The organism is Tangfeifania diversioriginum (assembly GCF_900141875.1).
Lineage (GTDB): Bacteria > Bacteroidota > Bacteroidia > Bacteroidales > Prolixibacteraceae > Tangfeifania > Tangfeifania diversioriginum.
The window spans coordinates 18932-43819 of sequence record NZ_FQZE01000024.1 but is presented as its reverse complement, the minus strand read 5'-3'; the positions used below and the strand labels follow the sequence as shown (position 1 = coordinate 43819).

General features: G+C 42.4%; 23 protein-coding genes. 9 read left to right on the top strand and 14 right to left on the bottom strand.

Annotation, left to right across the window (positions count from 1 at the left end; translation table 11 throughout):
- Nucleotides 1-176 precede the first annotated feature (176 nt).
- Nucleotides 177-728 carry a hypothetical protein gene (locus BUC07_RS14715; RefSeq protein WP_073171068.1) on the top strand — a complete coding sequence of 184 codons (552 nt, stop codon included), beginning with the start codon at nt 177-179 and terminating at the stop codon, nt 726-728.
- Nucleotides 729-833: 105 nt separating this feature from the next.
- On the opposite strand, the gene BUC07_RS14710 is transcribed toward BUC07_RS14715, so the two are convergent.
- Entirely contained in the window at nt 834-1901 is a 1068-nt protein-coding gene (locus BUC07_RS14710) for a 2-oxoacid:ferredoxin oxidoreductase subunit beta (protein ID WP_073171065.1), read from the bottom strand.
- 3 nt (nt 1902-1904) lie between these two features.
- The gene (locus BUC07_RS14705; RefSeq protein WP_073171062.1) at nt 1905-3743 is read right to left on the bottom strand and encodes a 2-oxoacid:acceptor oxidoreductase subunit alpha; all 1839 of its coding nucleotides are present in this window, start codon (nt 3741-3743) and stop codon (nt 1905-1907) included.
- Between the two features lie 206 nt (nt 3744-3949).
- On the opposite strand from BUC07_RS14705, the gene BUC07_RS14700 reads away from it, so the two are divergent.
- The 3 genes from BUC07_RS14700 (at nt 3950) to BUC07_RS14690 (ending at nt 6610) form a co-directional block, all read left to right on the top strand.
- Nucleotides 3950-4462, top strand: coding sequence for a gamma carbonic anhydrase family protein (locus BUC07_RS14700; RefSeq protein WP_073171059.1), 513 nt, complete (start codon nt 3950-3952; stop codon nt 4460-4462).
- Nucleotides 4463-4605: 143 nt separating this feature from the next.
- Nucleotides 4606-5511, top strand: coding sequence for a nucleotidyltransferase family protein (locus BUC07_RS14695; RefSeq protein ID WP_245792713.1), 906 nt, complete (start codon nt 4606-4608; stop codon nt 5509-5511).
- Between the two features lie 10 nt (nt 5512-5521).
- Nucleotides 5522-6610 (top strand): phosphotransferase enzyme family protein, encoded by a 1089-nt coding sequence (locus tag BUC07_RS14690; RefSeq protein WP_073171057.1) that lies wholly within the window; start codon nt 5522-5524, stop codon nt 6608-6610.
- 6 nt (nt 6611-6616) lie between these two features.
- Here BUC07_RS14690 and murI read toward each other — a convergent pair whose 3' ends face one another.
- The 9 genes from murI to BUC07_RS14640 form a co-directional block, all read right to left on the bottom strand.
- Nucleotides 6617-7444 carry a glutamate racemase gene (murI, locus tag BUC07_RS14685; RefSeq protein WP_139279604.1) on the bottom strand — a complete coding sequence of 276 codons (828 nt, stop codon included), beginning with the start codon at nt 7442-7444 and terminating at the stop codon, nt 6617-6619.
- A gap of 17 nt (nt 7445-7461) precedes the next feature.
- On the bottom strand, nt 7462-9318 hold the full coding sequence (locus tag BUC07_RS14680) for a glycosyltransferase (RefSeq protein WP_217652710.1): 1857 nt from the start codon (nt 9316-9318) through the stop codon (nt 7462-7464).
- A gap of 255 nt (nt 9319-9573) precedes the next feature.
- On the bottom strand, nt 9574-10095 hold the full coding sequence (locus BUC07_RS14670) for an OmpH/Skp family outer membrane protein (protein WP_073171045.1): 522 nt from the start codon (nt 10093-10095) through the stop codon (nt 9574-9576).
- 44 nt (nt 10096-10139) lie between these two features.
- Nucleotides 10140-10652, bottom strand: coding sequence for an OmpH/Skp family outer membrane protein (locus tag BUC07_RS14665; RefSeq protein ID WP_073171043.1), 513 nt, complete (start codon nt 10650-10652; stop codon nt 10140-10142).
- A 64-nt stretch (nt 10653-10716) separates the two neighbouring features.
- Entirely contained in the window at nt 10717-13440 is a 2724-nt protein-coding gene (gene bamA / locus BUC07_RS14660) for an outer membrane protein assembly factor BamA (protein ID WP_245792712.1), read from the bottom strand.
- 4 nt (nt 13441-13444) lie between these two features.
- Nucleotides 13445-14191: an isoprenyl transferase gene (locus BUC07_RS14655; RefSeq protein WP_073171040.1), complete on the bottom strand. Its 747-nt coding sequence runs from the start codon at nt 14189-14191 to the stop codon at nt 13445-13447.
- Nucleotides 14191-14964 (bottom strand): type IX secretion system protein PorG, encoded by a 774-nt coding sequence (gene porG / locus BUC07_RS14650; protein WP_073171037.1) that lies wholly within the window; start codon nt 14962-14964, stop codon nt 14191-14193. The genes BUC07_RS14655 and porG overlap by 1 nt, the downstream gene beginning before the upstream one ends.
- Before the next feature lie 301 nt (nt 14965-15265).
- The gene (locus BUC07_RS14645) at nt 15266-16147 is read right to left on the bottom strand and encodes an NAD kinase (RefSeq protein ID WP_073171034.1); all 882 of its coding nucleotides are present in this window, start codon (nt 16145-16147) and stop codon (nt 15266-15268) included.
- Nucleotides 16148-16156: 9 nt separating this feature from the next.
- Nucleotides 16157-16783 carry a CBS domain-containing protein gene (locus tag BUC07_RS14640; protein ID WP_394333216.1) on the bottom strand — a complete coding sequence of 209 codons (627 nt, stop codon included), beginning with the start codon at nt 16781-16783 and terminating at the stop codon, nt 16157-16159.
- A 106-nt stretch (nt 16784-16889) separates the two neighbouring features.
- Between BUC07_RS14640 and BUC07_RS14635 the strand changes: the two genes are divergently transcribed.
- Nucleotides 16890-17606 carry a pyridoxine 5'-phosphate synthase gene (locus BUC07_RS14635; protein WP_073171029.1) on the top strand — a complete coding sequence of 239 codons (717 nt, stop codon included), beginning with the start codon at nt 16890-16892 and terminating at the stop codon, nt 17604-17606.
- Nucleotides 17603-18406, top strand: a complete 804-nt coding sequence (locus BUC07_RS14630; RefSeq protein ID WP_073171026.1) for an alpha/beta fold hydrolase — start codon at nt 17603-17605, stop codon at nt 18404-18406. Before BUC07_RS14635 ends, BUC07_RS14630 begins: the two co-directional genes overlap by 4 nt.
- Before the next feature lie 8 nt (nt 18407-18414).
- On the opposite strand, the gene malQ is transcribed toward BUC07_RS14630, so the two are convergent.
- Together malQ and BUC07_RS14620 are read right to left on the bottom strand one after the other, a co-directional pair.
- Nucleotides 18415-19899: a 4-alpha-glucanotransferase gene (gene malQ, locus BUC07_RS14625; RefSeq protein ID WP_073171023.1), complete on the bottom strand. Its 1485-nt coding sequence runs from the start codon at nt 19897-19899 to the stop codon at nt 18415-18417.
- Nucleotides 19892-20989: a Gfo/Idh/MocA family protein gene (locus tag BUC07_RS14620; protein WP_073171021.1), complete on the bottom strand. Its 1098-nt coding sequence runs from the start codon at nt 20987-20989 to the stop codon at nt 19892-19894. Before BUC07_RS14620 ends, malQ begins: the two co-directional genes overlap by 8 nt.
- Nucleotides 20990-21132: 143 nt before the next feature.
- Here BUC07_RS14620 and BUC07_RS14615 point away from each other — a divergent pair, with 143 nt between their 5' ends.
- Complete coding sequence (locus tag BUC07_RS14615; RefSeq protein WP_073171018.1) at nt 21133-21399, top strand: UPF0175 family protein; 267 nt, start codon at nt 21133-21135, stop codon at nt 21397-21399.
- A 2-nt stretch (nt 21400-21401) separates the two neighbouring features.
- Entirely contained in the window at nt 21402-21887 is a 486-nt protein-coding gene (locus BUC07_RS14610; RefSeq protein ID WP_073171015.1) for a PIN domain-containing protein, read from the top strand.
- Nucleotides 21888-21908: 21 nt separating this feature from the next.
- On the opposite strand, the gene BUC07_RS14605 is transcribed toward BUC07_RS14610, so the two are convergent.
- Entirely contained in the window at nt 21909-23990 is a 2082-nt protein-coding gene (locus BUC07_RS14605; RefSeq protein WP_073171164.1) for a dipeptidyl-peptidase Dpp5, read from the bottom strand.
- Between the two features lie 130 nt (nt 23991-24120).
- Here BUC07_RS14605 and tpx point away from each other — a divergent pair, with 130 nt between their 5' ends.
- Nucleotides 24121-24621 (top strand): thiol peroxidase, encoded by a 501-nt coding sequence (gene tpx / locus BUC07_RS14600; RefSeq protein WP_073171162.1) that lies wholly within the window; start codon nt 24121-24123, stop codon nt 24619-24621.
- Nucleotides 24622-24888: the final 267 nt, after the last annotated feature.

Here is a 24888-nt window from a genome sequence, read left to right as displayed (position 1 = left end):
ATAATATATTGAACAAAAATACCCAAAACTGCCTCATAAGTAAAATCACAATTTAAATGAGAAATATTTCTGTGAAGGAAAAAACAAATTTATTGAACGATAAATGAGGAATTTTGTTGACATGAACTGAATATTATCATAAATTGTATTAATTATTAAACAGTAAAAAAACTATTATGAAAAAACGAATTCTACCTGTTTTATTCGCATTATTTTTAACAGCTTCACTAAGTGCCCAAAACACTTTTAATGAAGGCGATAATGTTTTGAACCTTGGGCTCGGGATTGGGAATACCTTGTACACAGGATCGTACTATTCAAGCAGCGTACCTCCGCTTTCTGCCTCCTACGAGGTTGGAGTAAAAGATGAACTGTTTGACGAAAACAGCTCGCTGGGTGTTGGCGGCTACCTTGGATACAGCGGTTCTAAATACACCGGTTGGGGTAGCAGCTACAGCTTCAATAATATCATTATTGGGGCAAGGGGCGCTCTCCACTACCAGTTTATCGATCAGCTGGACACTTATGCCGGCCTTATGCTGGGATACAGAATTGTAAGCTGGAAATCGAGCAGTGGTGATTTTAACTATGGCTCGGCTGCAAGCAGTGGCTTTACTTCTGCATTTTATGTGGGTGGCCGCTACTACTTTAATGAAACTTTTGCAGGAATGATGGAGCTGGGGTATGGTATTGCCTACCTGAACATTGGCGTTGCCATTAAGCTTTAAACAAAAAAGAAATTCATAAAAAACACAAAGGCTGACCCGTTTGGATCAGCCTTTTGTTATGAAAACCAGGTAAATAACTTTTCTTCTTCTATTTAAAATTTGCTGTTATTTGAGCTTCTTGTCAGGGCATTCTTCTGTTTTTCCATTGCCATTTCCATTGCCCGTAACTTCCCAGGTATTCCCCGAAACCAGCAAATCATCCACACAGGTAATTTTGCGCTTTTGCTGAACCTGTTTTATTTGATTTTCCATTTCAGTGTCGTAAGCCGGCGAGTCAACATTACGGATAACACCAAAAGCAGCCGGAAAATCGGGAAGCCCCATGCTAATGAGCGACAGGTGCACTGAAGGATCAGAGTCCGTAGCATCATGCACAAGAATATCATTCTCTGTAATACCGTTTTTGCCAATCTTCACCACTTTCAGGCGCCCGTTTTCCATAATGAGGCCTTTTTCATTTTCGGCACCAAATAACATGGGTTTTCCCTGTTCAAGTATTAGTTGCCTGTCGGCGCGGTGTTCCGGGTCAGTAATTGCCTTATGAACGCCGTTATTATAAATTACACAGTTTTGCAAAACCTCGACCACTGAGGCACCTTTGTGAGCAGCAGCCTGCTGAAATACCGACTGGCTGACCTTCAGGTTACCATCAATTGTGCGGGCAAAAAAAGTACCTTTTGCTCCAACTACCAATTGCCCCGGCACAAAGGGATCTTCAATTGTGCCGAAAGGCGAAGTTTTACTTCTGAACCCTCTGTCGGATGTAGGCGAATACTGTCCTTTGGTCAAACCATAAATCCGGTTATTGAAAAGAACAATATTCAAATCCATATTTCTGCGGATAGTATGAATAAAATGATTCCCGCCAATTGCCATGGCATCGCCATCGCCGGTAACTACCCAAACACTCAAATCGGGGTTGGCCATTTTTACACCTGAAGCAACAGCCGCCGCTCTTCCATGTATGGTGTGAAAACCAAATGTATTCATATAATAGGGGAATCGTGATGAACAACCAATTCCTGATATTACAGCAAATTTTTCTTTAGGAATTCCCATATCGGCCATGGTTCGTTGCACGGCATTCATAATGGCATAGTCGCCACACCCCGGGCACCAGCGTACTTCGTTTTCGCTTTTAAAATCTTTTATGGTATATTTTTGTTCCGTCATTGCTTATTCCTCCAGTAATTTGTTAATTCCTTGTTTCAATTCAAAAACAGTAAAAGGCAACCCTTTCACTTTGTTAAACTGATGATAATTAAACCCCGGAACTTTGTCGCGCAGGTAACTGGCAAACTGCCCCATGTTTAATTCGCAAACAATTATTTTTTTGAACTTACTGAAAACATCCCTGGTATTTGCCGGAAGCGGCTTGATATAATTAAAATGAGCCAGGCTCACATTTTTGCCTTCCTCCCTGAGTTCTCTAACTGTACTGATTAAGTGACCATAAGTCCCCCCCCAGCCAACTACAAGCACATCGCCGTCTTCATCGCCGCAAGTTTCCAAATCGGGAACCAAATCAACCACCTGCTGAACTTTTTCTTCTCTTATATCTGTATTACACTGGTGGTTTTCAGGGTCGTGACTAACCGAGCCAGAAACATTCTTTTCAAGTCCACCAATCAAATGTTCAAAATCTTTCATTCCCGGGAAAGCCCAGTCGCGTGCTAAAATTTTTTCATCTCTTTTATAGGCCTTGAACGTGGAAGCATCTTTCGCAATTCTTGGCGTGATGGATGGGAGTTCAGCAACTTTGGGCACTTTCCACGGCTCGCTTCCGTTGCCTAAAAATCCATCGGTAAGCAGAATAACCGGCACCATTCGTTCCAGTGCAATTTTAGCGGCTTTGAATGCATAAAAGAAACAATCGGACGGAGTGGTTGCAGCAAGAATCACAACCGGACTTTCACCGTTTCTTCCATACAGAGCCTGCATCAAATCCGACTGTTCGGTTTTGGTTGGCAATCCTGTGGAGGGGCCGCCGCGTTGTACATTTACAATAACCAGCGGAAGCTCGGCCATAACTGCCAGCCCTATAGCTTCTGATTTGAGAGCCAACCCCGGCCCCGAAGTAGTTGTGACTGCCAAATCGCCTGCAAAAGCCGCTCCGATAGCTGAAGTGATACCAGCAATTTCATCTTCGGCCTGGTATGTCTTTACTCCAAGGTCCTTGCGTTCTGAAAGTGCGATCAGAATTTCGGTTGCAGGAGTAATTGGATAAGATCCGAGAAACAGTTCCACCCCTGCTTTTTCGGCAGCCGCAAGCAGGCCCCAGGCTGTTGCCTGGTTGCCGTTAATATTCCTGTAGGTTCCGTTTTCAATATTTGCCGGATGCACAATGTAGCTGGGGGTCATGTGCTGCATGTTTAACCCGTAGTTATACCCATCGTGCAACACCTTAATATTTGACTCAACAACAACAGGTTTTTTGGCAAACTTCGATTGCAGAAATTCTTCAATATAATCGAGAGGCCGGTTAAACATCCAGCAAACCAACCCAAGTGCAAACATATTTTTGCTTCTCAGGATGCTTTTATTGTCGAGCCCGAAGTCTTTCAATCCTTCGCGGGTGAGGCTTGAAATTGGCACGGCAATTTTATTGTAATCCTGCAGATCACACTCCAGAAATGGTTCGTCAGTCGTAAAATTTGCTTTCTTCAAATTCTTCTCTGTAAACGCATCGGAATCATAAATAATGGTCCCGCCTGGTTTCATAAATTTTGCATTTGCTTTAATTGCTGCGGGGTTCATGGCAATAAGCACATGAGCATAATCGCCCGGTGTGCTTATTCTTTTCTCCCCAAATTGCACCTGAAATCCGGAAACTCCGCCAACCGTACCTTGCGGGGCCCGTATTTCGGATGGGTAATCGGGGAATGTTGAAATGTCGTTACCTAAAAAAGCCGTGGCATCTGAAAACAGTGTTCCGGTAAGTTGCATACCATCTCCGGAGTCTCCCGAGAAACGGATAGCGACTTCCTCCAGCTGAATCACTTTTGCATCCTTCATTTAATTATATTTTTTGTTCTGAAAATTTCAATCTATAAGCAAAACGATTCCAAAACTAAGTAATCTTAATTTCGGAATCTGCTATACTTTTTTTAATACTAAACTTACAAAACAAAAATAACCATTATTTAACAAGTTGGGAATGACATATCCAATTATTTAAAGGTTTTAATATATTTGGAATCAATTTAAATTTCAAACAGCAAATGGCACTCATAAAAACATTAAATAACAAAACACCCATAGTTGGGGAAAATTGTTTCCTGGCAGAAACAGCCACTGTAATCGGCAATGTTGAAATGGGAGATAACTGCAGTATTTGGTTTAATGCTGTAGTGAGAGGCGATGTTCATTATATAAAAATAGGCGACAATACAAACATCCAGGATAACGCCGTAATACATGCAACCTACCAAAAATCGCCCACCAATATTGGCAGTAACGTAACCATTGCACATGGTGCAATTGTTCACGGTTGCACCGTTAATGACAATGTTATGATTGGGATGAACGCAGTGGTTTTGGACGATGCAGTTATAGAAAGCAACTCCATTATTGCAGCAGGGTCGGTAGTTACCAAAGGAACCGTGGTGAAATCGGGAAGTGTGTATGCCGGGACTCCTGCAAAAAAAATAAAAGAAATAAGCCCCGAACTACTCGACGGAGAAATCAAACGAATTGCAAAGGCTTACGGAATGTATGCCAGTTGGTATAAATGATTATTTTTGAATCAGGAGATCGGTTTGCTTTTGAAATAAAACTGCAAACAGTTAACTTCTTTTGAAAAAAATTAAAAACTTTTCGAACAATCGTTTTCTTTTATCAAAAAGATTTCCTTTTTTCGTAATAAAAACAAAATACCATGATGAAACCAACATTAGTAATTCTCGCTGCCGGAATGGGCAGCCGGTTTGGCGGGCTGAAACAAGTTGAACCAGTTGGCCCCAACGGAGAGGCAATAATTGATTATTCCATTTTTGATGCCATACGTGCCGGATTTGGGAAAGTAGTTTTTGTAATTCGGGAAAGTTTTGCCGATGCATTTAAAGAAAAATTCGGCAATAAACTGGCCGGAAAAGTAGAGGTGGAATATGTGTTCCAGGAACTGGATAACTTGCCGGAAGGCTTTTCACTTCCTGAAGGCCGCGAAAAACCATGGGGAACTGCCCATGCCATCCTTGTAGCCAAAGATGTTATCAACGAGCCGTTTTGTGCATTAAATGCCGATGATTTTTACGGGCTCAATGCCTACAAAGTTATGGCCGATTTCCTGATGAATTCTGAAAATACGAATGAATATTCCATGGTGGGATATCAACTCCACAATACATTGTCAGATTTCGGTTCGGTATCGAGAGGAATCTGCCAGGTAAATGAGAACAACCTGCTGGAATCAATAGTAGAAACCAAAAAAATTCTCAAAAAAGACGGGAAAATTATTTCAATAGAACCCGATGGCAGCGAGAAAGTACTTACCGGAGAAGAAACCGTTTCGATGAATATATGGGGATTTAAAACCTCCATTTTTGAAGTACTCGAGCAAAAATTTACCGAGTTTCTGAAAAATGAAATCGATAAACCAAAATCGGAAATGTACATCCCATCGGTTGTTTTTGAAATGATTGATGAAGGCAAAGCTTCCGTTAAAGTACTGAATACAAACTCCCCCTGGTTTGGCGTAACCTACAAAGAAGACAAACCCATTGTGGTAGAAAAAATTAAATCGCTTATAAAAGAGGGAGAATATCCCCAGGAAATTTTTAAATAAAAACATTCAAATGAATACTGATTTAACTGAAATTGCCGGCAAGTTTCAACTTGATGGAAAAATTGACGAAGTAACACAACTCGGAGAAGGTTTTATTAATGACACATTTATAATCAAAACTAAAGGGAACTCTCCCAGCTACATTCTCCAGCGGAAAAACAAAAATGTTTTCTCGCCGATACCGGCCATGATGGAAAACATACAGAAAGTATGCAATCACATTAAAACCAAAGTTGAAAAAGCCGGCGGTGATCCTATGCGCGAGGCGATGACCATAATTCCTGCGCACGACGGAAAACTCTATTACCTCGACCAAGATGACGAATACTGGGCAGTCAGCCTGTTCATTGACGATACCATAGCCTACGATGCAGCAGAAACACCTGAACTGGCTTATGCCGGCGGAAAAGGAGTGGGTAAATTTCAATCGCAGGTAGCCGATTTGAAAGAACCACTGACCGATATTCTGCCCGGGTTTCATAACATCAGAATCCGTTTTGAACAATGGGACGATGTTTTACAGCGCGATCCGGTTGGGCGGAAAGCCAAGGTACAGGAAGAAATCGACTGGATTGACAGCAGGCGCGAGGAAATGCTCAGCTTCTGGAAACTGGTTGAAGACGGAACAATCCCCACGCGCGTTAGCCACAACGACACCAAAATCAACAATATTCTTTTCGACAAAAACGGCGAAGTGCTTTGTGTCATCGACCTCGATACTGTACTGAACAGCACTGTTTTAAATGATTTTGGCGATGCCATCCGATTTTATACCAATACCGGAAAAGAAGACGACGAAAACCTGGATAACGTGTCGATGGACATGGAAATTTTCAGGGCATTTACCAAAGGGTACCTCGAAGAAGCGGCTTCATTTCTTACTGAAAAAGAACTGGAATACCTGGCATTTTCAGCTAAATACATTACCTACGAGCAGGTGTTGCGTTTTTTGATGGATTATATTGATGGCGATAACTATTACAAAACCAAATCGGAAGACCACAACCTTGTGCGTACAAGAGCACAGTACAAACTTCTTACCGATATGGAGGAAAAGTTCAATGCCATGAATGCCGCGATAAAGCAGCTGGCTCAGTAAAAAAAATCAAAGATGAATAGTTTGGGCAGTTACTTTTTTACCTAAAAAAAGTGCTGCCTGATTTTCAAAATTCCCGGTCGATTCTGTTGTCAAAAATTCAAGCGACCCGGTTTTAGAAATTTTATCGTCAATCTCCGGGTGCCGGCGTAAGTAATCGATTAGTTTCCCGGCCACAATTTCACCCTGCTCCAGTATTTGAACCCCGTTGGGAACATATTTCCGAATAACGTGCCCAAGGAGTGGATAATGCGTGCAACCCAGAATCAGTGTGTCAATATCTTTATCTTTCTGAAATATATTCTGAATGTTTTTTCGCACAAAAAATTCAGCGCCTTCTGTTTCAATCTCGTTATTCTCAACCAGAGGCACCCACATCGGACAAGCTTCCTGAACCGTTGATTTCACTTTCCCTTCCGACCACTTTTCCAATTCAATGGGATACGATTCCGAGGCAACGGTACCCGATGTTCCCAGAACTCCTACATGTCCGTTCCGGGTAATTTCAGCCACCCTTTCTACGCTCGGGCGTATTACCCCGAGCACTCTGCGGTCGGGTCCAATACGGGGTAAATCGAGCTGCTGAATATTGCGCAGCGCTTTTGCCGAGGCCGTATTGCAGGCAATTATTACCAGCGGACAATTCTTTTCAAAAAGATAGTTTACAGCCTCCAACGTATATTCATAAACTACTTTAAATGATCGTGTTCCGTAGGGAGTGCGGGCATTATCGCCCAGGTAAAGAAAATCGTAACCGGGAAGTTTTTTCAGCAATTCTTTTAAAACGGTCAGTCCGCCATAGCCTGAATCGAAAACTCCAATGGGTGCATGTTCCATAAATATATTTTGCTGTATTAACGTTCAACTGCCAGGTTATAAGCTTTATCGTAATATTCACCGAGGTTCGACCAGTCGAAATGCAGTGACGCTTCTTCGCATTGATAACGCAGGGCAATCCGTTCGCGCCGTGTCATCCCAACAAACCTGAACATGATTTCGGCCAGTTCTTCGGCCGCCCGGTGAAAATCATTGCTTTTCCGGTCGATAATAAACATACCTTGTTTTTCGTGATCCTGAATATAGCGCGAAACATAATCGCCAAAACCAGCCAGGTTACTTGTAATGGATGGCAATCCGCTGGCCAGGCACTCGAGTGGTGTATAGCCCCAGGGTTCGTACATACTGGGGAAAATGCCCAAATGGCACCCCCGCACAAACTGGTTGTAATCCATTTTAAACAGCGGGTTGGATGTGGATATAAAATCAGGGTGATAAACCACTTTAACTTTATCGTGTTCGTTGTTCACCAGGTTGGCAGTGCGCAGGAAATTCAAAATCTGATCTTTGGAATCGTCGATTAATGTATGGGTAACTATTTTAGGCAGGTTCTTCGATTTCCAGGTTTGAACATTTCTCCGGAGTTTCAGGCGAAGGTAATCATCAACCATCTCTTTCAAATCGGGAAAATCGTAAGTCCCGTTCGTGGCGGTTATGTCGGTATATAATCTTCGTCCCACCTGCGTTTTTATTTCCTCGCAAACACGCTGAATGTCTTCAATCATTGCCTTGGAATGCAACACTTCAGGATTAAATGAATAGTAGGGCTGTTTAGTAATAAAAAACGATACCACTGTCATTTTCGAATTGGCCTGCTGCATTTTGTAGTTGAGCCGGGCAAGGGCTTCCAGGGTTAAATCGTATCCTTTATTGTGGTATTCGTACCTTCCTGATGTAAAAAAATACAGGGTGTTATCCAAATCGAAGGAGTAGCTCTGAAAAAAGTGCCCCATCACAAAATCATGGATTTTTTCTTTAAACTGGAAATGTTGGTTCTGTACCTGGTGCAATGCTTCAAACCGTTCGATATTCAGGCCGTTCGGAAGAATCATATCAGGAGTTCGGCCAAGCAGGTGGGTGCATTCGCGGCCGGTAAGTTCACTCACAGTTGTAAACACATGGGCGCCATGTGCCGAAGCGCGTTCAATTTCAACAATGGGTTTCACGTTAAAATTGGTGGCTTCCACCTCCCAGTTATAAAACGGAAGATGGTCGTAAAACCTGTTGTCATTCATTGCCAGATAGCGCCCGAGCAGAGTGGCATGCGTTGTGAAAACAATTTTAATGTCCAGGTTTTCTTTTCTGATACCAGGAATGGGCAGGCCGGCCATCCATTCGTGAAAATGGGCAATCACCTTGTGGCCGCTGCACAATTCGGCCCCACACAAAAAGCGCAGAAATTCTTTCACCTGAAAACCAAACGCGGCCACTTTATCGAGCAGTTCATCCTGCCCGGGCAGTGCAATATGATAATCCTGCAAAACAAAATGTTTGATTTCTCCCAGTTTGTCGTAAACCGAAAAAGGATTAAAAAGGACTACATTTGGCCTTCCGGAAACTATCCACTGGCCGTAATGCACGTCGAAACCACGTTCCTGCATTTCGAGCACCGCCTTGCCCACCGGCGTAGAAAAATCGGTGGCCGGATCGAAGTGGGCAGCAGCCTGTTCCTCGAAATAGGGACCGATTAAAAAGTAGTTCTCCACTCCCCATTTTTCGATAGCTGATGGCACCTTGGAGCGAATAACGGTATAAATGCCCCCTACCTGATTGCACACTTCCCAGGCTATTTCAAATAAAAATGTATTCTCAGGAATACGGATTTCACTTGCATCTGCACTATTTTTATCAGTTGTCATAGGTCCAATTTTCATTCATAAACGTATTCAATAAATATAGCTTGAATTCATTTGACAACCAACAAAAAATGGAGCAAAAATCAGGTAAGAAAACCTGTTATAAAAGCATTTCAGAACGATTATATCGAATATCGCGGCTGGTTTTTAAAACAGAAAAGTGCAAAAATCAATCTAATATTCATTGTTACAATGCAATTTATACAAAAAAAAACCTGCGTGGAAGCCACACAGGTTATACTATTTTTGATTAATTTTTTCTAAAACCGATGTTTAGTTGTTGCTGAGTCCCAACTCTTCTTTTACAAGCGGGAGTAAATCCATACTTTGATTTGATTTGTAGAGAACAACTCCTGCACCTGCATCGAAAACATAAATAAGGCCTTGCTCTTTTGCTACTTTTTCAATAGCGTTTTCAGCTTTTTCGAAAACAGGCTGTAACAACTGACCTTGTTTTTGTTGCAACTGCTGTTGGGCAGTTTGCTGGTAGTTTTGCATGCGCTGCTGAAGGTCCTGCAATTCAGTAATTTTAGCATTTCTTTTTACCTCAGATACCTCTTCACCCAATTGTTCCAGTTCCTGCAACTTTTGCTGGTAGTTTTGCTGCATTTCACCCAAAACATCTTCCAGCTCGGTTTGAAAAGTATTAAAATCAGTTTCGGCAGTTGCTCTTTCAGGCATCAACTGTACCAGTGCCTGCAAATCGATATGGCCGAATTTTAAATCTTGTGCACTTGCTGTTGCGGTTACTCCCAACAAAACCAGCAGTGTAAATAATTTCATTAAATTTCTCATAGTCAACGTAATATTAAATTTTTGGTCACAAATATAATTATTAATTATTTATATCCGAGTTTTTGCAGCACCTCGTCGCTTAAATCATACCTTGGATTGGTGTAAAACAAAGTAGTTCCGGCTGCTTTGTCGAAAATAACAGCATAACTGCCTTCGTTGGCAATTTCCTGTACGGCGGCAAAAATATCGTCCTGAATGGGTTTAACAAGACCCTGTCGTTTTTGGTACAAATCACCTTCGGGTCCAAAATATTTTCGCTGTAATTGTTTGTATTCTTTCTCTTTCGAAATAATCACATCCTCGCGTTTGCGTTTCATGTCTTCCGAAAGCAACACACTTTCGGCCTGAAAATCTTTATACATTTGTTCAATTTCAGCATGCATTCCTTCCAGCTCTTTCTGGTATTGCGCCGAAAGCTGATCCAACTGTTCCTGTGCTGCCCTGAACGAGGGTATATTTTCAAGGATGTAACCGGAATCGATATAGCCATATTTTTGGGCAAGTGTAGCTCCTGTAAACAGAAGTATCGAGGCAATGGTGAATATTAATTTTTTCATGGCAACTATTTTTTTAATTCAACTGACTTTTCACATATCATATTCTGTGCCAAAACCGTAACCATCAGAACTGCTGACCAATAACAAAGTGGAAATTACTTCCGCTGGCATCAGAAGACCAGGGCACATCATCAAAACCATACCCCCAGTCAATTCCCATCAAACCAAACATGGGCAGGAAGATACGCACCCCAACACCTGCCGAACGATACAATTTAAACGGATTGTAATTCTGGAAATTCATGTTGGCATTACCACCTTCCAAAAAGGCAAGGCCGTAAATTGTGGCGCTGGGTTTTAATGTTACGGGGTAGCGCAATTCCATAGTGAACTTTGAGTACATATTAGAACCACGCCTTTCTCGACTCAGGCTGTAGTCTTTATATCCTCGCAAAGCAATGTAATCAGTTCCGTAAATATTATACCCGGACATACCAGATCCGCCCACAATAAACCCTTCGAATGGTGACTGCCTGTAAGCATCGTAATACCCCAGGAATCCGAGCTCTACAGCAGTGCGCAAAACCAAATCGCTGTTTCTGCTTATCGGGTTATAAACCTGCCCTTTAAACAGCCATTTGTGGTATTCAATCCATTTGTATTTTTCTTTGTTTGAAATATCGGATGAACTGTAATCTTTTCCACTAAACACAGAATATGGAGGCGTTGCTTTTAATGAAAGCGAAAACTGAGAGCCCCTTCGTGAGTAAAGCGGGTTATCGACAGAGTTGCGGCTCAAAACAGTACTGATACTCAGATTGTTAAATGAACCATTTACCTGCTCGCCAGACTCGTCCGCGAGGAAATAGAACATAGTCCCCATATTCTGAAGACGGTAATGCTCCATCGACAACTCGTGATATACAGTAAAATAGTCATCCGGGAAGGACAGACGGTAACCATACCCCAGGGCCACTGCTGTGGTTTCCCAAATCTGGTCATTCTCTTCATTATCGTCTTCAGCATCGTAATTATAGGTGTACTGCGGGTATCCGCCATAACCACCATAACCGCCGTAAGGAGAATAACCATAACCGCCGTAACCGCCATAACCATAAGGAGAATAACCGTAGCTGCTTCCATACCCATAAGGGGAATAACCGCCGCCATAGCCACCATATGGGCTATAATTCTGATAATATTTATTGGCGCTGTAGTTAATTCGTGAGTGTGAAAGCGAAAGCGAGAATGAATTTGGTTTTTTACCTCCCAGCCAGGGTTCTACAAACGAAAGGCTCACGGTTCGGTAATAACGTCCGCTGGTTTGATAACGCAAGCTGAGTGTTTGTCCGTCTCCTGTGGGAAGTGGCCTCCATGCTTCTTTATTTAATATGTTGCGCACTGAAAAGTTGGCAAATTTCAATCCCACGGAACCAACGAACATGCCTGCTCCCCAACCTCCAGAAAGTTCAATCTGGTCATTGGCTTTTTCCTGAAGCTGGTATTCAATGTCAACCGTTCCATCTTCGGGGTTTGGCTGAACATCAGGATTTATGGCTTCAGGATCGAAATGTCCCAACTGGGCCAGCTCCCTCACCGAACGGATGATTGCTTCCTTGCTGAAAAGATCGCCCGGATAGGTACGCAGTTCACGACGGGCAACATGTTCGTGTGTTTTGGTGTTGCCGGTAATTTTCACCTGGTCAATTGTGGCCTGGTTTCCTTCCCTGATGCGCATTTCATAATCGATAGTATCGTTATTGATGTTCACCTCAACGGGTTGAAGATCGAAGAAAAGATACCCGTCGTTCAAGTAAAGGTTGTTAAGTCCCTGTTCCTGATCGAACAACTGTTTCTCAAGTATCGACTGGTTAAAAACCTCCCCTTTTTCAATACCGAGATAATTATTTAATTCCCTTGATGAATACACAGTATTTCCTACCCATTTAATATCGCCAAAGTAATATTTTTCGCCTTCGTCAATCCAAAGTTCAACATTTACCCTGGGTTTATTCTTGCGGCCCACTTCAACCTGGTAAACGGTATCATCCACAATCATGGCATCGCGATAGCCCTCTTCATTGTATTTATTAATCAGATTAACTTTGTCATTTTCATATTCTTCCTGAAGGAATTTTTTGGTTCTGAAAAAGTTTTTCAGCTCTTTGGCATTGGTTTTTTTCATGGCCCGCTCAAGTACCCTGTCGCTGATGGCTTCGTTGCCATGAATTATAACATCGTTAACTTTTACTTTTTCTTTTTTATCAACGTTAATATCGAGTATTATGCTGTTGTTTTGAGTGGTATCATCGCGCTGCACAATATTGACCTCGGTATTCAGAAAACCTTTTTCCAGAAAAATATTTTTGATTGTGCGCTCGGCGTTGTTTACCTGGTTGTCGGTAATCTGGCTGCCTTTGAGCAGCAATACTTTTTCGGTAATATCATCTTGCTCCGATTTTGAAACGCCATAAAAATTTACATCTGAAAGCCTTGGTCGTTCCTGCAAATAAATATCGAGCCAAATTTCATCATCAACAACTTTCTGTGCTGTAATTTTTACATCGGAAAACAAGCCTTGCTGCCAGAGTTTTTTTATGGCATTGGTGATTGCTTCACCGGGCACTTCAATCTCCTGGCCTACGGCCAAACCTGAAAGTTGAATGAGTACTGTTTTATCGAGGTATTCAATTCCTGAAATTTGAATATCTGCAATTGTATAAGTACGCGGGCTGGAATAATAAATGGAAAAATTGCTTCCATCATCAATTTGTGAAAAAGCTCTCGGGGTTATTATTACCAAAAAAAATAACAGGAATATAATTTGCTTTCGCATTCTGATCATCATAAAATTATGTAAATAACTGTTCACTGATTTTTCCAAATCTCCGTTCTCTGTTTTGAAAATCATAAACTGCCTCAAACAAGTCTTCTTTCCTAAAATCGGGCCATAATTTCGGTAAGAAATACAGCTCTGCATAGGCTATTTGCCAGAGTAAAAAATTACTAATTCTGTACTCGCCACTGGTCCGAATTAATATTTCGGGGTTTGGCAGGTGCGAAGTTGACAGGTATTTTTCGAACAGTTTATCGTCTATGTCTTCGGGATTTAATTTTCCGTTTTTTGTTTCGATGGCAATTTTACGGGCTGCATCGGTAATTTCCCATTTCGAGCTGTAACTAAGCGCAAGAATCAGGTTTAACCCGGTGTTCGATTTCAGGGAGTCGATACAATCGTTCAATTTTTTGGTTACCTGGTTGGGTAATTTTTCCAAATCGCCAATTGCGCCCAGCCGAACATTGTTCTTCATCAAATTGTCGGTTTCATTTTCAATGGCATGCACCAGCAATCCCATCAGGGCATCTACCTCATTTCTTGGCCTTCCCCAGTTTTCGGTGGAAAACGCGTAGAGTGTGATGTATTTTATTCCAATTTCGCCGGCTCCCTCAACTGTTGAACGCACAGCCTCCACTCCGTGCTCGTGCCCCTGAATGCGGGCACTGCCGTGTTTGGCAGCCCAACGGCCGTTACCATCCATTATAATGGCAACGTGTTGTGGAATCTTCTCAGTATTTAATTTTTCTTTAAACGATTTCATTACCAGTATTTCCTGTCGTAAGCCGGGCAAGCTTTTTTGTTCAGGTAAATTTTATAAGTTACATGAACTCCCAAATATCCCGACCAGTCGTTATTATGCAAAAAATCGGTATATTTAACTGCTTCTGCATTATTTGTTTTACTGAACGATAAAGGATCGTCCAAATCATCCAGCTTGTCACTAAAAATTTTTCTCATCAGGTACTCTGCTCCAATTCCTATGCGCTCGCCAACATTAAATTTTACACCAAACCCAAAAGGTATTGTGGGTGCAATAACTGATTCTTGAACTTCATTTCCGTTCACTACCAGGGGATGCTCCGGATTGATATTAAACAAAACATCTAACTCCCCCGGGTTATTCGGATCTCCAGAACTTAAAAGCTCATACGGAAAATACATTACCCCCAGCCCACCCATAATATATGGTGTAAAAGGAGTTTTCTTATCCCCAAGTATATACTCCAGGTAATTGATTTCAACAGACACCGACAAATCCTGGGCTGTTTTGTTAAAATCCCATTTAACATCTTCAACTGTTCCATCGGCGGCAAAAGTGCCATTTAAAAACATCAGCCTCAACGCGGCGCGTTTGTTAAAATTATACCTGAAATAACCCCCATAATTTAAATTGAACGTTTGCAAAGGCGAAGCCTCTTTTACATCTCCCCAATAAGTTGATGAACCTCCCCAAATACCTATGTCAGCTGTTTTTTGGGCAAAACCTGAAACAGTAAGAACAACTGCTATAAACACCAATACTATTTTTCTCATTTGGTATTCCAAATCGTTTATTCAACAATAGCCTCAGGCATGTTACAGGCCGGTGAATCTGATAATTGTGATTTATAGCGAATTAATCAATGTTTTAAAGGTTGATTAAACACCTGTTTTCCCCTTTAAAAACATCAAAAAAAATTTCACAACCACCTGATTTCAACGAACTTACCTTGCTTGCCCCTTTATCATTCAGCTTTCAAGAGGTACAAAAGTAATATAATTCTAAAAATAACATACCCGAATGTTATTATAAAACCCAAAGAAAGATTAAAAATTGTTAAGCTCGCCTGAATATTTAATTTCGCTTGTCGTACCCCCACATCAACTTGTTTCTCAGCGTATTAAAGAAATCCTGTCCGGGCAACTGAAGTGTTTTTAAAGTAACGTTTGCTTTTTTAATTTTCAATTCAGTGGAAAATTCAACCGCCTCCGAACGGTAATCGAGCGATGTAAGAAAATGGGTGCCCCTGCCATCAACCTTCAAATTAATTTCATATTTATCGGGCACCACAACCGGCCGGATGGTAAGATTGTGAGGTGCCAACGGGGTAATCACAAAGTTCTCGGAATCGGGCGTGAGAATTGGCCCGCCAACACTTAGCGAGTATGCAGTTGAGCCGGTTGGGGTGGCAATTATCAGTCCATCGGCCCAGTAATTATTCAATAACACCTCATCGCACATCGAGGTAATTCTAATCATTGATGAAGAATCTGACTTAAACACGGCCAGCTCGTTGAGGGCATAGTTAAATTCAGGAGTGTCTCCATTATTGTATTCCACACGGAGCAACGAACGTTCTATAACAGAATAGTTATTATTGAAAATATCGGCAAGTGCACTTTGGATATGTTCTCTCGACACATCGGCCAAAAAACCGAGGCGCCCACTGTTAACACCAACAACAGGAATATCGAAATTGCGGATATTAACTACCGAATGCAAAAACGTACCATCGCCACCAATACTAAAAATGAAACTGTTGTCAGTGTCGAAATCGGAGTATGATTCAAAAAAAGAAGTAAAATAGGGTTTTGTTCCAAAGTTTTCAGTCAGGAAATTATAAAATGGCCGAAAAAGCTGGATTTCAATGTTTTCTTTTTCAAAAAAACCAAAAAATTCTTGTAAAACAGGTAAAAAACTTTCGGGAACGGAAATTCCAAAAACGGCAACTTGCATCAATATTCTTTAAATGTTCATAAATTTCATAAACTGATCGTAACGATCGAGGTATAAATCGCTAAGCATGGAATGATCGAGGTACACGCCTTTCACATTGTAATCGTAACGCATAAAAGTTTGAATTACCGGTGAAAGATCTTCCTTGTCGAGTTTCAGAATTATGTCGAGGGTTTGAGTCCCCGGAATGCGGTCCATGAATGAACTCAGAATTTTGGTGTCGTTGTTTTCCACAATCTGGCTGATATGGGCAAGTGAATAATCGTTCTCATTAACTTCCAGGACAATCACTCCGCCAACTTCCTGCAGCGAAAAAAACCGTGCAAAACGCCTTGCCAAATCATAAAGTGTAATGGCTCCAAGGTAATCGTGACCGGCAGAAACCACGGTAATAACACTCAGTTTGAGTTTGTACATCAATGCAGCTACCTCAAAAATATGCTGATCCTCATGAACATGCGTACTGTTGAATTTTGCGGCTTCTTTTTCAACGGGCTCATTCAACAAGTTCAGGTCATAAATCAGCTTATCCGAAACCAGTCCAAGATAATTGTTTCCCTTTACAACCGGCAGGTGCGAAACCCTGTAAACATCCATGGAATTAAGGACCTTTTGGCCTTTGTCGGTGCTCTGCACCGGAGTTATAACGTCTGATATTAATTTATTTGCCAGCAATTCTCTCTGTTTTAAATTATCCTTTCAAAACGAAAAATTGTAACTTGCGCTACTAATTTTTTTTGTCATGACAAGACTTAGCGTAAATATAAACAAAATTGCGACACTGAGAAACTCACGGGGAGGGGAAATCCCCAGTGTGAAAGACGCAGCAGTTAACTGCCAGAAATTTGGTGCCCAGGGAATTACAATCCACCCACGCCCCGACGAGCGGCACATAACACGTAAAGATGTATATGAAATCAAGCCACTGATAACCACAGAATTTAACATTGAAGGATATCCCGGCGAAGATTTTCTGAAAATGGTTGCCGAGGTGAAAGCCGACCAGGCCACGCTGGTACCCGACACGCACAACCAGCTCACCAGCGACCACGGATGGGACACCTGGAATAATCTGTCTTTTTTAAAAGAAGTTATTGCCCGGCTTCAGGAAAACGGAATCCGCACTTCCATTTTTGTTGACCCCGACCCGGAAGCCATTGAAGGTGCTGCCGAAACCGGAACCGACCGTATTGAACTTTACACTGAACCTTATGCACGCCTCTATCCGCTAGGCCGCGATAAAGCCATCGCGCCTTTCATTGAAGCAGCAAAATTTGCTAAAAACGCAGGACTGAAAGTTAATGCCGGCCACGATCTCAGCCTGGAAAACCTGAATTACATGTATAAAAATATCCCCACCATTGCAGAAGTTTCAATAGGCCATGCGCTAATTGCTGATTCGCTCTACCTCGGACTGGAAACCACTATTCAGAAATACCTCGATTGCTTAAAAAAATGAAACTATATTACAGGAAAGAAGGAAAAGGACCGGTAATAGTTGTGATCCACGGCCTCTATGGTTCATCGGATAACTGGATGAACATGGGCAAACGACTTGCCGAAAACCACACTGTTTACATGATTGACCAGCGGAACCACGGAAGATCGCCGTTTGCCGATGAGCAGTCTTTTGATGCCATGCGCGATGATTTGGCTGAATTTTTCAATACACACGAGATTGAAAAAGCAATAATAATCGGGCACAGCATGGGCGGAAAAACAGCCATGTGGTTTGCAGCTGATTACCCCGAAAAGGTTGAAAAACTGGTTATTGCCGACATTGCCCCAAAAGATTACACACAGCACAAAGACAGCAGTCAGTATCACCTGCACCGAAATATTTTACTGGCCATGCAGGAGCTGGATTTCAGCAAAATTAAAAAGCGAAAAGAAGTGGATAAACTCCTCTCAGAGCGAATTGACAGTGCGCGCATCAGGCAGTTTCTTTTGAAAAATGTAACCAAAGACAAAAAGACAAAAAAATACCGCTGGCGGTTAAATGTTGATGTATTATACGAATACCTCGATGAAATTGTTGGTGGTGTTAATCTTAAATGGTTTGAAGACCGCATCCCGATTACCACCTATCCGGTAGTTTTTATCCGCGGGCTGGAGTCCAATTACATTATGGACGAGGATTTTGAATTGATCAAAAAAATTTACCCCGAAGCCAGCATCAAAGACATTCCTGGTGCCGGACACTGGCTCCATGCCGAAAAACCCGATGAATTTATGGATGCTGTGGTGAAATGTTGTTAACGTTTTTTCTACCGATTATATTTTCGGGTAATCTCTTTCAAAAACCTGCGGTGCCTGTTTTTCAATTGCCACCATCGGAAACGCCATTCCCAGTTTCCACTTGATGTTCCCGGGGTATTAAGCCGGGCTTTGGTTCCCAGTTCCAGCAAATCCTGCATGGGGATAACAGCCATTTTCGCACACGATGCCCACGCCATTTCAATACATTTGTGTAGCGCTTTTTTGCGTGGTTTTCCTATGTATTCACGTGCCAGCTCTTTTTCTTCGCCTTCCAGTTTTTCCAGCCAGCCCAATGTGGTATCGTTGTCGTGCGTGCCGGTGTAAACCACAAAGTTAGGTTCATAATTATGAGGCAAATTGATGTTTGTTTCGTCGGATCCAAAAGCAAACTGCAGCACTTTCATTCCGGGCAAATTAAAATCTTCACGCAATTTATGCACTTCAGGGGTAATAAAACCGAGATCTTCAGCAATCAAAGGCAGCTCACCAATTTGCTCCCGGAATTTTTTCAGCAGTTTAAAACCACCGGCGGGCACCCACTCGCCGTTCATTGCCGTTCTGTCTTCTGCCGGCACCGACCAATAAGCTTCCAGCCCCCGAAAATGATCGATGCGTACCTGGTCGAACAAGTTTAGGTTAAAATGCAGGCGTGCCAGCCACCAGTCGTAATCGCGTTTTTCGAGCTTTTGCCAGTCGAATACCGGGTTTCCCCACAACTGACCGGTTTCACTGAAATAATCGGGAGGTACACCGCCTACTTTTTGCGGTTTCAGGTTTTTATCGAGCAGAAAAATATCGGTGTTCGACCACACATCAGCACTATCGCCCGACACGTAAAGCGGCAAATCGCCAATAATGCTTATCCCTTTCTGGTTCGCATAATTCTTTAGCTGAAACCATTGCCTGAAAAAAAGAAACTGAATAAACTTTATATAACCAATCTCATCAGAAAGCAATGACTCAAAATCTTTCAGTGCACTTTTTTTTCTGAATTTCAATTCATCGTCCCATTCACCCCAGGGTTTGTTGTTAAAATGTTTTTTTGCCGACATAAACATCGCGTAATCGTGCAGCCACCAGTTGTGTTCATCTAAAAAACGAACAAACTCAATTTCCAATTTTTCGGGCCGTTTTTTTTGATAGCGTTCAAATGCTTTTTTCAAAATTGGTTGCTTCCACTTTTCAACGCGACTGTAATCAACCCGCGGGCTCAAAAATTTCGGCTGTTTAGCCAAATCCTCCTGTGTTAAAAGGGAATCCTTAATCAACGAGGCCAAATCGATTAGCAGCGGATTTCCGGCAAAAGCTGAAAAACACTGGTAGGGTGAATTTCCGAACCCAACCGGTCCCAGCGGCAGAATTTGCCAAAGTTTTTGATTAGATCCTGCCAGAAAATCAACAAAACGACAAGCCTCATTCCCAAGTGTCCCGATTCCCTCCGAGCCGGGAAGCGAGGTAATATGTAAAAGAATTCCGCTGCTTCGGTCACCCATTTTTGTATTTTTTTCTGAAAGTGGACAAATGATCAGCTGTTTCGCGCACAATGCGCTGCACCGCCAGTCCGTGTTTTAAATCGGGATTGAATGCTTTTTCGTCATTGCCTGTAAAAAACAGGTAGTGTGCATGAACCATGCTGCGCAGCCAACCGGGCGGCACGTGCCCCGACGGGAAACTGGTAACCGGCTTGTAATTACTGCCCACCATTTTTTTCACCCACTGGTTGCTGCCCTCCAGGTAATATTCAAAATATTCGGAGTTGTGCGAAGAGTAACGCAACGCACCATTTTCAGCATAAATTTCGAGGTGCACCAAATCGCCGGTGCCCGAGCTGATACGGCTGGCCGACATGTTTCCCACTGCTCCCGATTGCGGTTCAACCATCGACAGCGAACTAAAAAGATCGGAACCTGCTGGCACATCATTAAATTTACCTCCCTGCAAGGCACTGGTTATTTGCATATTTTCGCCCATAAACGCCATCAGCAAACTAATTCCGTGCGAGCCCAAGTCGGCCATGGCACCGCCGTCGGGTGCCGGCGTGAGGCGAGTCACTCGTTTTTCACGATATGATTCTTGCAGGTAATCGCCATGGTAATATTTCAGGTCGAAATGAATGGGTTTGCCCAATTCGCCGGCTTGCCAAAACTGCAATGCTTCGCGCACAGCCGAAGTTTGCAGGTACTGAAATCCCACCTGGATTTTTACCGAATCGCCGGTATTATCGAGCAGTGCTTTCATTTCCTTCTCTTCCTGAAGGGATGCACACACCGGCTTTTCGAGGTAAATCCGTTTTACGTTCGGCATTTCAAGTGCCAGCTTCAGGTGCTCGAAATGCACACTGTTCGGCCCCATGATAAACACGGCTTCAATGTTTTCATTTTTCGAAAATTCTTCCACCGACTGTGCTTTGTTAAACCCGAAATTTTCAGCGAAACTTTCGCGGCTTTCCGCCCTGGCCGATGCCACCGATTCAAAAACCAGTACCGCAGCATCATTGTAATAAAACTTTAAAGATTGGGCCGCGTAGGCATGAGCTCTTGCAATTCCGCCGGCGCCCAAAAATCCGATATGTATTTTTTGCATAGAAACAGTATTTCTAAATTTTCTCAAAAATAGTGAAATGGAAAGAAAGAGCAATTTTTCACCATGACAGTACTTCTATTTAAACAAGAACAAAATCAACAGGAAAAAATTGTAATCAATTCACTATCTTTGAAAAAAGAGCGATGAAAAATATTACCATACCAATCGAGATTCCTTCTGATTTAATGATTGTATTAAATGAATCGGAACAGGAAATTAAATCACATTTCCAAGCTTCAATAGCCATGATGTTATTTAAAGAGGAGAAACTGACAATTGGAAAAGCAACTCAACTTTCAGGATTATCTCGTTTTGAATTTGAAAAATTATTGGCAAAAAATAAAATTCCGATTTCCAACTTAAAAATTGACCAGATTTTTGGTGATGTAGAGAAATTGCAGAAATTGTAATTATGAAGATTGTAATTGCTGATACAGGGGTTTTAATTTCGCTTGGAATAATTGATAAAATAGATATTATAAAAAATCTTTTCGATGAATTTTATATTCCCCAGGCTGTTTGGGAAGAGCTTGAAAGGTATGAAAATCCGGCTTTTCCAGAAAAACACAAAGCAATACTCAAAAAGCACATTTTAAAAATAAAATCGAAAAATCAGCTTTCTCTGCTAATGGATTATGGCGAATCTGAATCCGTAATTTTGTATCAGGAACTGAACGCAAATTATCTTCTAATCGACGACCAAAAAGCTCGACTCATGGCCGAATCATTGGGTGTAAATTGCATCCGTTCTGTTAGTTTATTAATCCTGGCCAAACAAAAAGGACTCATTCATGATCTTCGTTCAATTTTTAAAGTATGGCAGAAAAACGAAAGATATTTCTCCAAAAAACTCTTAAACGAAATCCTTTCAAAAACGGGGGAAGCGCCAATAAATTAAAGAAGTTAAAGCAAGCACATTCTACTTCAGCCACTTATCCAGCCAGCCAAAAAATTCGCGTTGCCATAAAATACCGTTTTGCGGTTGCAGCACCCAGTGATTTTCTTCCGGGAAATAAAGCAACTTGGCCGGCACATCGCGCAGCACTGCCGAATTGAAGGCTGCCAGTCCCTGCCCCGGCGGCACACGGAAATCTTTTTCACCATGAATGACCAAAATCGGGGTATCCCAGTTTTGCACATATTTATGTGGCGAAAAAGAGTACGAACGCTGTGCAGCCTCATTTTCTTTCTCCCAGAAGGGGCCGCCGATATCCCAGTTAACAAACCACATCTCTTCGGTAGTAGAATACATCTGCTCAAAGTTGAACATGCCATCGTGCGAGATAAAAGCGCTGAAACGCCCGTCGTGGTGGCCGGCAAGGTAATACACTGAAAATCCGCCGTAACTGGCACCTACAGCGCCCAACCTGTTTTTATCCACAAACGGTTCTTTGGCCACCTCGTCGATGGCTGTGAGATAATCTTTAATGTTCTGCCCGCCGTAATCTTTCGAAATCTGTTCGTTCCATTCCTGGCCAAATCCGGGCAACCCGCGGCGGTTGGGTGCCACAACAATGTAGCCGTTAGCCGCCATCATCTGGAAATTCCAGCGGTACGACCAAAACTGGCTCACGGTTCCCTGCGGCCCTCCCTGGCAGTATAGCAGCACCGGGTATTTTTTATTGGGATCGAAATCGGGCGGATAAATTACCCATGAATGCATCTGCTTGCCGTCGGTGGTTTCCATCCAGCGTTCTTCCACATTGCCCATGGTAATTGCACCGAGCAGTTCATCGTTTACCGATGTTAAGTTCTGCGCTTCGCCCGATTCCGGATTCACGCTGTACAAATCGGCCGGGTGCGACATGGAGACACGCTGGGCTACCAACTGATCTCCGGCCTGCTCAACCGACTGGTAATTGTGAATGCCGTCGGTCAGTCGTTCGATTTTTCGATCGGTCAGCTGCAACTTAAAAATCTCGTCGGTGGCGTGGATATTACTGATAAAAAAAATGGTTTGCCCGTCGCTGCTCCAGCTCAGGTTGTGGGCATTCTGATCGAAACCTTCGGAATAATTTGTTTTCTCCCCTGTTTCGAGATTAGCCACAAACAGCCTGTTTTTATCCGATTCGTAGCCATCGCGTTCCATGCTTTCCCAGGTCAGGTATTTTCCGTCGGGCGAAAAAACCGGATTTTTATCGTACCCCATCATTCCCTCTGTAAAATTAGTGGTTTCACCGGTTTCCATATCATAAAAGTAAATATCGGAATTGGTAGAAACAGAATATGCTTTGCCGGTTTTCTTCTTGCAGGTATAGGCCAGTGTTTTCCCGTCGGGGCTCCAGGCAATCTGGCCGGTTCCGCCAAAAGGCTTCATGGGTGAGTCGTAACGTTCGCCTTCCATAATATCTTTTCCCTCGCCCACTTTGCCGTCCGAATAATCAGCCACAAAAATATGATTGTAAGTATAATCGTGCCACTTGTCCCAGTGGCGGTACATCAGGTCGGATTCAATGCGGGCATTGGCTTTGGGAAGGTCGGGGTACATATCGTTGACACTTTCATCCAGTTTCATGCTCTTTATGTAGAATATTTTTGTTCCGTCGGGAGAGTATTTAAACCCGGAGATGCCACCTTCAATTTCAGTAACCTGCCGGGGGCGGGAGCCGTCAGTTTCCATCTCCCAAAGTTGTGTACTGCCCGAGACAGCTGAAAGGAAACCGATTTTTTTGCCGTCGGGCCGCCACATGGCTCCCGACTCATTGCTTGTTGACCGGGTGAGGTTTTCAGGCTCACCACCCTCAACGGGCACGCTGTAAATATCATTGTACGGCTTGTTCTCTTCAATATCGTAGTATGTCACTGAATATAAAATATTTTCTCCGCCGGGAGAAACCTGTGCCCCTCCTACCCGGCCAAACGACCAGAGGATTTCGGGCATCATTACCCCAGCCGACAGATCGGGTGTTTTGGAAACATATCCATGCTTTTCAACAGTACTTTCTTTTTCAGAACAAGCAAATAAAATCATAAGCAAAAAAATTACCGGCAACTTTCGCATAATTAAAATTTTTGAATTGAACCAAGCCTTAAAATTAAAAGCTTTTCGTTGATTAAGAAATTTGCCAAACAATAAACTTTCTTTCCCCGAAAGTGTTTTGCTAACAGTAATCAAAAAAAACATAAAAACTATGGCGCAACTTACATTTAAAGGAAATCCCATTCAAATAGCAGGCGAACCACCCAAGGTAGGTGATAAGGCAAAAGATTTTACACTGGTTAAAGGAGATTTGTCACGGGTTAGTTTAAAAGATTTTAAAGGCGAACGACTCGTTTTGAATGTTTTTCTCAGTCTCGATACCGGCACTTGTGCGGCTTCTGTCAGAAATTTCAACAAAGCGGCCGCTAATCTCGAAAACACGAAAGTACTTTGTATTTCAAAAGACCTTCCTTTCGCACAGTCTCGTTTTTGTGAAGCGGAAGGCATAGAAAACGTAATCATGTTATCCGATTTTGCAACCGGCCAATTTGGGAAAGACTACGGAATTGCAATTACCAACGAGCCGCTGGAAGGACTTCTTTCCCGCACAGTAATTGTTATTGATGAAAAAGGCACCGTTTCATACGTGCAACAAGTGACTGAAAATTCGCATGAACCCGACTACGAAGACGTTCTGAAAGTTCTGAAATAGCCAGCCTCCGGAATAGTCTTGAATTATTATTTGAATTATGGTTCACCCGTGCTGCATTAATTTGTGGTGCGGGTTTCTTTTTTGCCAAATAATTATGACAATTCATAACAGACAAGGCAGCATTATTGCCCTGTAAGTAAAACAACTGCTGTTTTTGCTGATATTTTATCGTGGATTAAGTAATCCTGACCCCTGGTTTAATACATCCTGAAATAAAAATTCACAATAGCTTTTACTTGGTATGAAAAGTTTTTTAATACTTTCCCA